The 13,224-nt window shown below is 65.1% G+C and carries 10 protein-coding genes; 2 read left to right on the forward strand and 8 right to left on the reverse strand.

Translation table 11 applies throughout. From position 1 onward, the window contains the following. Positions 1-155: 155 nt before the first annotated feature. The 7 genes from clpB to J7360_RS06220 all read right to left on the reverse strand — a co-directional run bounded on the left by clpB (position 156) and on the right by J7360_RS06220 (position 10,479). Positions 156-2,741 carry an ATP-dependent chaperone ClpB gene (gene clpB, locus J7360_RS06190; RefSeq protein WP_007963705.1) on the reverse strand — a complete coding sequence of 862 codons (2,586 nt, stop codon included), beginning with the start codon at positions 2,739-2,741 and terminating at the stop codon, positions 156-158. 264 nt (positions 2,742-3,005) lie between these two features. Beyond that, positions 3,006-3,833 carry an ATP-binding cassette domain-containing protein gene (locus J7360_RS06195; protein ID WP_057663356.1) on the reverse strand — a complete coding sequence of 276 codons (828 nt, stop codon included), beginning with the start codon at positions 3,831-3,833 and terminating at the stop codon, positions 3,006-3,008. Then, positions 3,830-4,624, reverse strand: a complete 795-nt coding sequence (gene ssuC, locus J7360_RS06200) for an aliphatic sulfonate ABC transporter permease SsuC (protein WP_057663354.1) — start codon at positions 4,622-4,624, stop codon at positions 3,830-3,832. The genes J7360_RS06195 and ssuC overlap by 4 nt, the downstream gene beginning before the upstream one ends. Positions 4,625-4,742: 118 nt before the next feature. Further along, entirely contained in the window at positions 4,743-5,855 is a 1,113-nt protein-coding gene (locus J7360_RS06205; RefSeq protein ID WP_209033464.1) for an aliphatic sulfonate ABC transporter substrate-binding protein, read from the reverse strand. An 11-nt stretch (positions 5,856-5,866) separates the two neighbouring features. Further along, on the reverse strand, positions 5,867-6,907 hold the full coding sequence (mgrA, locus tag J7360_RS06210; RefSeq protein WP_057663348.1) for an L-glyceraldehyde 3-phosphate reductase: 1,041 nt from the start codon (positions 6,905-6,907) through the stop codon (positions 5,867-5,869). A 16-nt stretch (positions 6,908-6,923) separates the two neighbouring features. Next, on the reverse strand, positions 6,924-8,252 hold the full coding sequence (locus tag J7360_RS06215) for an LLM class flavin-dependent oxidoreductase (RefSeq protein WP_057663345.1): 1,329 nt from the start codon (positions 8,250-8,252) through the stop codon (positions 6,924-6,926). 67 nt (positions 8,253-8,319) lie between these two features. After that, positions 8,320-10,479 (reverse strand): TonB-dependent receptor, encoded by a 2,160-nt coding sequence (locus J7360_RS06220; protein ID WP_057663342.1) that lies wholly within the window; start codon positions 10,477-10,479, stop codon positions 8,320-8,322. Between the two features lie 369 nt (positions 10,480-10,848). Between J7360_RS06220 and J7360_RS06225 the strand changes: the two genes are divergently transcribed. After that, positions 10,849-11,157: a GIY-YIG nuclease family protein gene (locus J7360_RS06225; protein ID WP_007962811.1), complete on the forward strand. Its 309-nt coding sequence runs from the start codon at positions 10,849-10,851 to the stop codon at positions 11,155-11,157. A gap of 45 nt (positions 11,158-11,202) precedes the next feature. Beyond that, a complete protein-coding gene (locus J7360_RS06230; protein ID WP_209033457.1) occupies positions 11,203-11,910 on the forward strand; it encodes a glutathione S-transferase in 708 nt (235 codons plus the stop codon). 225 nt (positions 11,911-12,135) lie between these two features. On the opposite strand, the gene J7360_RS06235 is transcribed toward J7360_RS06230, so the two are convergent. Then, on the reverse strand, positions 12,136-12,954 hold the full coding sequence (locus J7360_RS06235) for a DUF3014 domain-containing protein (protein WP_007962807.1): 819 nt from the start codon (positions 12,952-12,954) through the stop codon (positions 12,136-12,138). Between the last annotated feature and the right edge of the window lie 270 nt (positions 12,955-13,224).

Raw genomic sequence — 13,224 nt, forward strand, 5'->3', positions numbered from 1 at the left:
GATTGGCGGACCGCGCCGCCGATATCTGCGGCGACCTGCCAGCCGCCCGTTCCAGCTCGCTGTAGGAGCGCACCTGGACGCGATGGCTCTACCGGGAACGTCCATCGCGCCCAGGTCGCTCCTACGCCGTGCAGGTGTCGCACAGCCGCGCGCGTTCAGTCCTTGGTAAACACCAGCCGTCCGCCGTCGGCACGCACGCGCACGCTCTCGCCGCTGAGATACTGGCCGGACAGGATCTGCTGCGCCAGCGGGTTCTCCACCTGCGATTGGATCGCGCGCTTGAGCGGGCGCGCCCCGTACACCGGGTCGAAGCCGACACTGCCCAGCACCTCCAGCGCCGCATCGTCCAGGTCCAGCTTGAGGCCGCGCTCGGCCAGGCGTTTTTCCAGGCCTTGCAACTGGATGCGCGCAATCGACTTGATCTGCGCCTTGTCCAGCGGATGGAACACCACGATGTCATCGAGCCGGTTGATGAACTCCGGGCGGAAGTGGGCCTGTACCACCCCCATCACCGCGGCCTTCATCTGCGTGTACGCCTCGGCGCTATCGTCGCCGGACAGCTCCTGGATCTGGTGCGAGCCCAGGTTGGAGGTCATCACGATGACGGTATTGCGGAAGTCCACGGTGCGGCCCTGGCCATCGGTCAGGCGGCCATCGTCGAGCACCTGCAGCAGGATGTTGAAGACATCCGGATGCGCCTTTTCCACTTCGTCCAGCAGGATCAGCGAATACGGACGACGCCGCACGGCCTCGGTGAGATAACCGCCTTCTTCATAGCCCACATAGCCAGGAGGTGCACCGATCAGGCGCGCGACCGAATGCTTCTCCATGAACTCGCTCATGTCGATGCGAATCATCGCTTCGGTGCTGTCGAACAGGAAATCCGCCAGCGCCTTGCACAGCTCGGTCTTGCCCACGCCGGTGGGACCCAAGAACAGGAACGAGCCACTGGGGCGGTTCGGGTCGGACAGGCCGGCACGCGAGCGGCGCACCGCATCGGAGACCACCTTGATCGCCTCGTTCTGACCGACCACGCGATGATGCAGTTCGTCTTCCATGCGCAACAGCTTGTCGCGCTCGCCTTCGAGCATCTTGTTGACCGGAATGCCGGTCCAGCGCGACACCACTTCGGCGATTTCCTCGGCGGTCACGCGGTCCTGCACCAGCTTGAAATCGTGGTGCTCCACCTCGTTGGCGAGCAGCATCTGCTTTTCCAGTTGCGGCAGCACGCCGTACTGGATCTCGCTCATCTTGGCGTAGTCCTGGCGGCGCTGCGCGGCCTCCAGTTCCAGCTTGGCGTGCTCGATCTGCTCCTTGATCTTGGTCGTGCCCTGCAGCGCCGCCTTTTCCGACTTCCACACTTCATTGAGGTCGGAGAACTCGCGTTCGAGCTTGTCGATATCGCTCTCCAGATCGGCCAGGCGCTGCCGCGAGGCCTCGTCCTTTTCCTTCTTGAGCATCTCGCGCTGGATCTTGAGCTGGATCAGGCGGCGTTCCAGGCGATCGAGCTCCTCCGGCTTGGAGTCGATCTCCATGCGGATACGCGACGCGGCTTCGTCCATCAAATCGATGGCCTTGTCCGGCAATTGGCGATCGGTGATGTAGCGGTTGGATAACGTTGCCGCAGCCACGATGGCCGGGTCGGTGATCTCCACGCCGTGATGCACCGCGTAGCGTTCCTTCAGCCCACGCAGGATGGCGATGGTGTCTTCCACCGTCGGCTCGCCCACGAAAACTTTCTGGAAGCGGCGCTCCAGTGCGGCGTCTTTTTCGATGTATTTGCGGTATTCGTCCAGCGTGGTGGCGCCGATGCAATGCAGCTCGCCGCGCGCCAGCGCCGGCTTGAGCATGTTGCCGGCATCCATCGCGCCATCGGCCTTGCCGGCGCCGACCATGGTGTGCAGCTCGTCGATGAACAGGATGATCTGGCCTTCGTTCTTCGAAAGATCGCTGAGCACCGCCTTCAGGCGCTCTTCGAACTCGCCGCGAAACTTGGCACCGGCGATCAGCGCGCCCATGTCCAGCGACAGCACGCGCTTGCCGCGCAGGCCTTCGGGCACTTCGCCGTTGATGATGCGCTGGGCCAGGCCCTCGACAATGGCGGTCTTGCCCACGCCGGGTTCGCCGATCAGCACCGGATTGTTCTTGGTGCGGCGCTGCAGCACCTGGATGGTGCGGCGGATTTCCTCGTCGCGGCCGATCACCGGATCGAGCTTGCCGCTCTCGGCGCGTGCGGTCAGATCGATGGTGTATTTCTCCAGCGCCTGGCGCTGTTCTTCGGCATTTTCCGACTGCACGGTTTCGCCGCCACGCAGCTTGTCGATGGCCGCTTCGATCTTCTTCTTGTCGCCACCGGCAGCGCGCAACGCCACGCCCAGCGGGCTGGCATCGTCGGCGGCGGCCAGCACGAACCATTCGCTGGCGATGAACGCGTCGCCATGTTGCTGGGCGAGCTTATCGGTCTGGTTGAGCAGGCGATTGAGATCGTTGCCGATCGACAGATTGCCTTCCTGCCCGGACACCTTGGGCAGCGTGTCCAGCGCCTCGCCGAGGCGCTCGCGCAGCAGCGGCACGTTGACGCCGGCCTGCGACAGCAACGGGCGCGTGCTGCCGCCGCTCTGGTCGAGCAGCGCGGCCAGCACGTGCACCGGCTCGATGATGTTGTGGTCGCGGCCCACGGCCAGCGACTGCGCGTCGGCCAGCGCCTGCTGGAACCGCGAGGTGAGCTTGTCCATCCGCATGGGGAGATCCTCTGAACAGGTGGCCGGCACCGCCGGCGATACCGTGCAGATGCGGTTGCCGAGCGGGGTTTCAAGGTGTGCCGGTGCTGGAGATGGAAGCGGCCAGGCCGACGCTACCTAAGCGGGCGTGGCGAAGCGGGACGTGCAGGTGGGCTACCGCCGGGTGACGCACCAGCCAGTGACCCGGCATGTCGCCGTGGGCGTTAGTGAAACGGCGCGCAGGCGCTGGTATGGTCTCGGGCGCTGAGCCCGACACGCGCGGGGCTAGAGGATGCGTTGCAACGGCGAGGTTTCCTGCGCCGTCGCCTCGCGGGGTGCACCGTGGCGCGTCTGCGCCTTCGGGGCAGCTGGCTCCAGCACCTGTGTCGTGCCCAGCAGACGCGACAGCACCTGTGCCTGGATCGTCGCCAGCGCGGGCAGCCCGGGCGCACGCGGATGCGGCACCGGCACCGGCACATCCAGGCCAACCTTGCCGTGTTCGAGCACCACGATGCGATCGGCCAGCGCGCTCGCCTCGGCCACGTCATGGGTGACCAACACCAGCGTAAACCCATGCTGCCGCCACAACTGCACGATCAGCTGCTGCATTTCGATACGGGTCAATGCATCCAGCGCCCCCAGCGGTTCGTCCAGCAGCAACAGCCGCGGTCGATGCACCAAGGCACGCGCCAGTGCCACGCGCTGACGTTGACCGCCCGACAACGCGGACGGCCACGCGTTGCCGCGCGTGCCCAGGCCCACCGCGTCCAGCGCCTGCTGCGCCTGCGCACGACCGGCCCGGCCCAACCCAAGCGCCACATTGTCGATCACCCGCTTCCACGGCAGCAGGCGGGCATCCTGAAACATCAGCCGCACCGCATCGCGCTGGGCTGCCAATGGCGCGCGCCCGCTGTCGACCGTGCCGACATCGGCGGCTTCCAACCCCGCAATCACGCGCAGCAGCGTGCTCTTGCCGCAACCGCTGCGCCCCACGATCGCCACGCACGCACCAGGCGCGATGTCCAGCTCGATGCCGCGCAACACGTCGCTGTCGCCATAACGCTTGGCAATTCCGCCTACGCGCAGCGGCAGCCCGATGGTGGCAGCGCTCATCGGCGTAGCTCCGCACGCTGCTGTTGCGCGGGATGCCAGCCAAGCCACACCGCTTCCAGGCCGCGCGCGGCCATGTCGGCCAGCTTGCCGAGCAAGGCGTACAGCACGATCGCCACCACCACGATGTCGGTCTGCAGAAACTCGCGCGCATTGGTGGCCAGATAGCCGATACCGGAGCTGGCGGAAATGGTCTCGGCCACGATCAGCGTCAGCCACATCAACCCCAGCGCAAATCGCAAGCCCACCAAAATCGACGGCAGTGCACCCGGCAACAACACATCCCAGAACAGTTGCGGACATCGCAGGCCGTAATTGCGCGCCATTTCGATCAAGGCCGGATCCACGCTGCGGATGCCGTGATAAGTATTGAGGTAGATCGGGAAAAACGTTCCAAGCGCGACCAGGAACAGCTTGGCGCCCTCATCGATACCGAACCACAGGATCACCAGCGGAATCAGCGCCAGATGCGGCACGTTGCGCAGCATCTGCAGGGCGCTGTCGAGCAGGCGCTCGGCCACGCGGCAGACGCCGGTCAACAGGCCGAGCGCAAATCCGATGCTGCCGCCAATCGCCAGGCCGACCGCCGCGCGCCAGCTGCTGATGGCCAGGTGTTGCCACAGCTCGCCGCTGCGCACCAGCGTGACTGCCGCACGCATTACCGCATCCGGCGCGGGCAGAATGCGCTGCGGCAACCAACCGCTGGAGGCTGCAATTTGCCAGGCCAACAGCAAGGCCAAGGGCAGCAGCCACGGCACCAGCGCGTTGCCCACACGGCGCGAAATGGCGCTCATCGCAGCATCTCGGTGATAGTGCCTTGTCTCGCGCCCTGTCGCACTGAAATGCCAGCGCACACTTGCACGCTTGTGACTTCGTGGCCCTGCACCCTGCGACTGTATGCATTCGAACGCATCATTTGCTCGCCGCCTGCGCTGCGCCAGCAGCCGGCGCGCGCCAGACCGCCGGTGCCACCAGCACGCGTTTGGGCAACAGGCGCTGCGCATAGAACAGGTCGGCAGTGGCCTGCTGCGCCTTGATGACCTGCGCGCTGAGCGGTTGCACGCTGGCCGGCGGGCGATGCGCCAGCGTGCGTTCCACCACTGCGGGCGGCAGCCCACTCACCTGCGCCAATATCTTGATGCTGCCGGCACGGTCGCGCTCCAGCAGGCCATCGGCCTGGTTGAGCGTGCCCATCACCTGCTGCACGAACGGCCCCCACGCCGTGGCATAGCGACGCGACGACAGAAAAAACCCGCCGGTGAGCCCCAGGCCTTCGCCATTGGCGAGCAGGCGGGCGCTGCCATCCAGCGTCAACGCCGAATACCACGGGTCCCAGATCGCCCAGGCGTCCACCTGCCCGGCCGCGAACGCCGCACGCGCATTGGCCGGCGACAGATACAGCGGCGTGATATCGCGCATGCCCAGACCTGATTTGGCCAACAACCGCAACAGCAGATTGTGCGCACTCGAGCCTTTCTGAAAGGCGACACGCTTGCCCTTGAGGTCGGCCACCGTACGCAGCGCGCTTTTGCTCGGTACCAGAATGGTCTCGGCCTCGGGCGTGGGCGGCACCCAGCCCACGTACAGCAGATCGGCACCGGCAGCCTGCGCAAACAGCGGTGGAATATCGCCGGCGCCGCCCAGGTCGATGCTGCCCACATTCAATGCTTCCAGCAGTTGCGGGCCGGCCGGAAATTCCACCCAGGTGATCTTGGTCTGCGCAAAGCGCTGCTCCAGCAAACGATGCTGCTTGGCCAACACCAAACTGGAGACCGCCTTTTGATAACCGATCCGCAACTGCGCCGGCTCGGCCGCCAGCGTAGGCTGCGCCCACACAATGCTCGCCAACAGCAAGGCACTTGCCAACGCGGCGTACGCGGCCGCACGCGCGGCCATCAGCGAGCGGTACACCGTCTGCTGCCAACCCGTTGCCCGCATCGCAGCTGCTGGTTGCACACCCCGGCCACGCCGGCACGATGGCTGCATCGCAGCCTCGCTGGTGATTGCGGGAACGCGGTAGCGCATCGGCAGAGTCCTCATTGCCAATCGGTTGAGGGTTTTTCCCAGAGGTTGATGCCACCCTCGACCGCATGGCGATCGATCTCGGCCAACTCTTCTGCACTGAACGGCGGCGCCTGCAATGCCGCCACGTTTTCGATCAGTTGCTCCGGACGGCTGGCGCCCAGCAACGCCGAGCTCACGCGCGCATCGCGCAGCACCCAGGCCAATGCCAGCTGCGCCAGGCTCTGCCCACGCCCGCGCGCAATCGCATCCAGCCCACGCGCGCGTTGCAGGTTGTCATCGGACAGATGTTCCGGCCGAAGCGACTGACCGCCGGGGCGGTTGACGCGCGCATCACTGGGCACGCCATTGAGATATTTGCCGGTCAACAGACCTTGCGCCAGCGGTGTGAAGGCGATCACTCCAGCGCCCACCTCCGCAGTGGCATCGAACAGCTCGTGCTCGGCCCAACGGTTGAAGAGGTTGTAGGCCGGCTGATGGATCAGCAGCGGCACCTTCCACTCGCGCAGCAGTGCGGCGATCTCGCGTGTACGCCCGGCCGAATACGACGATATGCCGACATACAGCGCCTTGCCCTGTTGGACCGCACTGGCCAATGCGCCGGCGGTTTCCTCCAGCGGCGTGTCCGCATCGAAACGGTGCGAATAGAAAATATCCACATAGTCCACGCCTAGCCGCTGCAGGCTCTGATCCAGGCTGGACAACAGGTATTTGCGCGAACTGCCGCCCTGCCCGTACGGGCCCGGCCACATGTCCCAGCCGGCCTTGGTGGAGATGATCAACTCATCGCGATACGGCTTGAAATCTTCATGCAGCAGCCGGCCGAAATTGATTTCCGCGCTGCCGTAGGGGGGCCCGTAGTTGTTGGCCAGGTCGAAATGGGTGATGCCCAGATCGAACGCGGTACGCAGCAGTGCGCGTTGCGTTTCGATCGGCGTGCTGTCGCCGAAGTTGTGCCACAGGCCCAGCGATAACGCAGGCAACACAAGGCCGCTGCGGCCAACGCGGCGATAGGCGATACGGTCGTAACGATCGGGATGTGCGAGATAGCGCATGGGAATGTCCGGTTGGTCAGCGTGGGCTGAAGCGATTGACGGGGCGTTGCAACCCCAGATGGTCGCGCAGCGTGCGCCCGGCATATTCACGCCGGAACAGTCCACGTCGCTGCAATTCCGGCACGACATGCGCAGCCACATCGGCCAGGCCACCGGGCAGATGCGGCACCAGCACATTGAAGCCGTCTGCAGCGCCCTGTTCGAACCAGGCCTGCAGCTCGTCGGCGATCTGCGTGGGGGTGCCGATCAGGCTGTAATGGCCGCGCCCGCCCGCGATGCGCCGGCCGAGCTGGGCGATGCTCAACTGCTCCTGTCCCGCCAGTTCGGTGAACAACTGCTGGCGGCTGCGCTGGCCGGTTTCGGTGAGCGGTAAATCCGGCAGCGGACCATCCGGCGGATAGGCCGACAGATCGAAATTGCCCAGCATGCGCGACAGCAATGCGATACCCACCTCCGGCTCCACCAGGTCCTGAAACTGCTCGAATTTATCCTGCGCTTCGGCCTGGCTCTGGCCCACCACGATGAACACGCCGGGCAACACCTTCAACGCATCGCGTGCGCGACCGAACTGGTCCAGCCGGCCCTTGAGGTCGGCATAGAACGCCTGTGCCTTGGTCAATGACGATTGCGCGGTGAAGACCACCTCGGCAGTCTCGGCGGCCAGCGCACGTCCGGGCTCGGACGAGCCGGCCTGCACCAGCACCGGATGCCCCTGCGGGGCGCGCGCAATATTGAGTGGGCCACGCACCTGGAAATGGCTGCCGCGGTGATCCAGCACATGCGCCCGCGCAGGGTCGTGATGCAGGCCGGTGGCGGTGTCGGCAATGAAGGCATCGTCGTCCCAACTGTCCCAGAGTCCGGCGACCACCTGCTGGAATTCGCGCGCACGCGCATAGCGCTCGGCGTGCACGTAATGCGCATCGCGATTGAAATTCAGCGCCTCATCGGCCGCATCGGAGGTGACCAGATTCCAGCCGGCACGCCCGCCGGAGAGATGATCCAGCGAGGCGAACTTGCGCGCCACGTGGTACGGCTCGTTGTAGCTGGTGGTCATGGTGGCGATCAGACCGATGCGCTCGCTCACCACCGCCAGTGCGCTGAGCAGCGTGAGCGGCTCGAACAGGCTGGAACGCGCCATGCGCGAGGCCACCGGCCCACCGGCCGCAGCCAGGCTGTCGGCGACGAACACCGTATCGAATTTCGCGGCTTCGGCGATGCGCACCATCTCGCGGTAGTGGTCGAACACCAGTGTATCGGCACTGGCCTGTGGATGCCGCCACGCTGCCACATGATGCCCGGTGGCCATCAGGAAGGCGCCCAGCGACAGCTGACGTGGCGCGCTCATCGCAGCCCACCGTCCACGGCAGCCATGGTGTTGCGCATCGCCACATCAAAAAGCGCGAACCTCATGCTCAAAAATCCTTATGCACTTGCAGCCCGACATAATGCTGATCGTCGCGTGGCACCAATCGATAGACGTTGCCGGTCGCATTGGCCAGCAACGGTGCATACGCACGGTCGCCGAGATTGCGACCCAGCACCGCCACCCGCCAGCCATGCAGATCGTCGGCCAACGCAATGCTGGCATTCCAGATTGCGTAAGGGCCCTGGATGGTTTGCGCGGTCTGGCTGAGGTCGTACTGCACGCTGTCCTGCCAGCTCACATCGCCGTTGAATTCCAGCGCCAGACCGCCGCGCAACGGCACGCGATAGCCCGCGCGCAGGTTGCCCTTCCAGTCGGGCGAAAACGGCAACGGCTTGCCATCCACATTGCAGTTGGCCGCGGCAGCTGCCGGGCAGGCGAAGCGCTGGATGCGCGCCTGCGTATAGGCCAGCGAAGCGGCCAGGCTAAGCCGCTCGGTGGGCCGATACTCCAGATCCAGTTCCACGCCCTGCGTGCGCACCTGCCCGGCGTTGATCAAGCGCGTCACCACCTGCCCGGCCACGGTGTCGAAGAAATTGGCCTGGTAGTTGGCGTATTGCGTATGGAATAACGCAAGGTTCGCACTCAGGCGGTCCTCCAGTGCACGTGCCTTCAACCCCAGCTCCCACGCGTTGGAAGTTTCCGGCTTCAGCGCCGGCGTATCGCGCGGCTGCATGTTGAAGAACACGTTGTAGGCCGGGCCCTTGTAGCCGCGCGAATACGTGAGGTAGCCGGTGGTCTGCGCATCAACATCGTACTGAAGACCGGTGCGGCCGGAGACGCCGTTTTCTGCGGTGCTGCCATTGCTGGCGGTGGCTGGCTGGATGCCGGTGATTGCGGTTGCAGAGGTGGACACGCGCTGGTGTTGATAGTCGAGCGTGTCGCGAGTGAAGCGTGCGCCCAGCAAGGCGCGCAGATCCGGGCGCCAATGCCAGGTGGCCTCGCCGAACACCGCATAGGTCTGCGCGCGGGTGCCGTAATCGGCCACGCCCAGGTTGCTGGCGGTCGGCGAGATCACCGTGCGCTGGTAGGTTTCGTCGCTGCGCGCATGCAGGTAGTACAGGCCGGCCACTGCTTCCACCGCACGGTCGCGCGGCGTCTCGATACGCAGTTCCTGCGAGTATTGTGTATACCCCAGATCGCCACGGTCGTGCGAAGACGGAAACGTCGCGCTGCGTTGCGCGGTGCGGTCGCCATCCTGGAACTGGGTGTTGTCCCACTGTCGCCAAGCGCTGATCGAGGTCAGCAGCGCATCGCCGAGTTGCTGGTCCAGCTGCAGCGAGGCTCCCTTGTTGGTGTCTTCCAGATGCGTGCGGTAATCGCTGTTGATCAGCCGGTTGTCGGCACGCGCCACCACCGGCGCAAGCGCAGCGGCAAAATCCGCGCGGGTGCTGGCAACGACCACGCCGCTGGGCGCATCACTGCGCGAGCGCAGGTAATCGGCCAGCAGCGTTGCATTCAAGCTCGGGTTCGGGGTCAGATCCATCCGCAACCGTGCACCGGAGCGCTGGTAACCGTTGACCGTTTGGCCATCGGCCACATTATGCACGTTGCCGCCGTACTCGGCCCACAACGCCGAGACGCTCGCCTTCAGCACCTCCGGCACCAGCGCGCCGCCAACGCTGGCTCGCACACGGTCTTCGTCGCCGCCACCGAAGTGCGAATAATCCACATAGCCACCGAACGCCTCCGGCGCCGGCTTGCTGACGATATTGAGTACGCCGGCCGAGGCGTTCTTGCCGAACAAGGTGCCCTGCGGCCCGCGCAGCACTTCGATGCGCTCGACATCGAGCAGATCCAGCGTGGCCTGGCCGGGTCGGCCCAGCACCACGCCATCGATCACGGTGGCCACACTGGGCTCCACGCCCGGCGAGGTCGAAATGGTGCCCACGCCGCGCAGGAACAACGAGGTGTCCTTGTTGGATGCACCGGTGCGGAAGGTGAGACTGGGCACCAGCGCCGGAAAGTCGGCCACGCTGTTGCGGTTCTCGCGCTCCAGCGTTTCGCCCTGCACCACGGACACCGCCACCGGCACTTGTTGCAAGGTGGTTTCGCGACGCGTGGCGGTGACGGTCACCGCCCCCAGGGTCTGCGCCGTGCGCTCCGGCGCTGCGTCGGCATCGCCCACTTCGTCGGCAACGGCCGGCATGCAGGCGCAAGCGAGACTCCATGCCAGCAACTGCGGTGTCCCCCACCATCTGGAGGCAGAAACGATGCCCGCCGGGCTCCGGTGTCGCGCAATCATTGACGTCCTTCTGTATGGGGTGGTGGGTGCGCGGTGTTGCTGCAGCCGGCATGCGCCGTGGGGGCGCCGCGCCGCGTGGGTTAGGTGCCGCCAGCCAAGCCGGTCTCGACCGCGCAATGCAATACGGCATGCTGTTTGCCGGCGTCGCGAGCGTCAAATAACCAATGTTTAGGTGGTTATTCACTCCTGCGGCGGATCGCGCCTGGCAGGCGGCCGGATAGCCTGTCGCGCACGCACGCTGCGCAAGCCCATGCAGGTGGCGATAATGCACGGATGGATGCACCCAAGCCCTGGCACCTCTACCTGCTGCTGTGTCGCAACGGCAGCTACTACGCCGGCATTACCAACGATCTGGAACGGCGCTTCCAGGCGCATCTGCGTGGCACCGGCGCACGCTACACGCGCGCCAACCCGCCCGTGCAGGTGCTTGCCAGTCACACATACCCGGACCGCGCCAGCGCATCACGCGCAGAGTGCGCACTCAAACGCCTGCCGCGTGCGCGCAAACTCGCCTGGCTGCAGGCGCAGCCGCACACCGTCCACGAGTCACAACCTGCTGACGCGTCGCTCACGCGCGCCTAGCCGCGGGTTTTCTACGCTGCCCTGCCCTCGATCGCGGAGCCGCGCATGCACTATCAACTGTATTACTGGACCGGCCTGCAGGGCCGCGGCGAGTTCGTGCGATTGGCCCTGGAAGATGCTGGCGCCGCCTACACCGATGTGGCGCGGACGCGAGGCGACGAGGTCATGAATGCCTTTCTGGAAGGGGAGCACCCAGGTGCGCAGCCATTCGCACCGCCATTTCTGAACGCGGGTGACATCGTGGTGGCGCAGGTCGCGGCGATCCTGCACTTCATCGGGCCGCAGCTGCAATTGGTGCCCGATTCGGAGCCGCAGCGCCTACAGGCGCTGCAGTTGCAGATGACCATTGCCGACCTGGTGGCCGAAGTACACGACACGCACCACCCGATTGCGACTGGCCTGTACTACGAAGACCAACAGGCCGAAGCGGCCAAGCGCGCGCAGGACCTGCGCGACAACCGCCTACCTAAATTCCTCGGGTATTTCGAGCAGGTGCTGCAACGGGCCGGCGGCACGCACGTGCTTGGCACGCATTCGTACGTCGATCTGTCGCTGTTCCAGCTGGTCAGCGGCCTGGAGTACATGTTCCCCAAGCGCATGGCGACGCTGGCCACAGACCTACCCGGCCTGAAGGCGCTGCAGCAGCGTGTGGCCACGCGACCGCGTATTGCGGCGTATCTGGCGTCCGAACGACGGGTGGCCTTCAATACCAACGGAATCTTCCGGCATTACCCGGAACTGGATGCAGAATAGGCGTTGGGGCAAGGGTCATCGCGCGCGACGAACTGCAGCAGACCAGCGCGGCATCACGATATGGCGCTGACTGCCGTCATCGATCACGCGGCATGTCAGACGTCCGGGCGTTCATCAGGGTGCGTTCCATCGCTGCATGCGCGTGCGGGCTCACCATCGCACGAAAGTTCGGATGGCCGCATGACATGCGGCCTTCACCCTTGCATGATTTGGATGCAAACGGCCTCAGCGCCCTTGTAGCAGCGCCGCGCGAATCCGCTGCAGTTGCGCCTTCACCGCAGCGGCTTGTGTCGGCCCGAGTCGCAGTAGTGCCTTCTGGCCAACCGACAGCGATTCCAGCGACGGATCGACAAAGAGATAACGGCCACGCTCGTCGCGTCGTACGCCGATCGGTTCCGCCGGCTGCGGCGTGCGCAGCAGGTGATCGATCACATCGATCACGCGGTCGTTGAAGTAGCGGTCCGGGGCACCCAGATTCGCATACGCTTGCTGAAACAGCGGATAGAAGCGCACATAACTGCGCGCCAAGGCCTGCGCGTCCACGCTGGTGAATGCAGTCACGTAAGGCGCATAGCGCGCCGCGTTGGCCTGATCGATCATCAGCTGATTGTCTGTGCTGGAGATCTGCAAGTCCCCCGACACCGGCTGCAGCACCGAGGCGCGGCGGCTGATGCTGGGTTGGGTCAGATTGTCGATCATCACCACAACACGTTCGATCAGGTGCTTGCGCAGCACGATCGACAACGCAGTCTCGTCCTGCACCAACGTCAGCAACGCTTCCCACGCGGCATCATCGCTTTGCGCCAATGGCGGAATTGCCACATCGGCAGCATCGGCCGAGGGTACCTGCAGCGGATGACGTGGCTCGTTGCCCGCCGGCGTTGGCTGCGGGTTGACTGCAGCGGCTACCGCGCTGGCGGTACGGCTGATGGGTGCAGGCAAGCGGCCCTGCGGATCGGGCGGGCCGCTGAACAGCCACCACGCGGCGCCAGAGATCAAGGGGACCGCCAACAACCACGGCCAGCGCGAGGACTTGCTTTGCATCATGGATCTCCTGACATCGACAACATCCAGGGTGTGACCGTGGGATGCTGCAGTGGTTCCATCCATTTACGGTGTCGCTCGTTTAGTCGCTTGAGTTGAGGCGTAGCGCGATACGCTCGCAATTTCCGGGAAAGGCAGCGGCCGGCTCGCCGCTGTATGTTGGACGTCCTACAGTTCGACCAGTTCAACTGGTCCTTGCCTGCCCGCTATCGCGGCACCTTATGCAGCATGGATGCCGCGATCCACTTCACTTAGGGAAGGTCTGAACAA

Source organism: Xanthomonas sp. D-99 (genome assembly GCF_017746145.1).
Classification (GTDB): Bacteria; Pseudomonadota; Gammaproteobacteria; order Xanthomonadales; family Xanthomonadaceae; genus Xanthomonas; species Xanthomonas cissicola.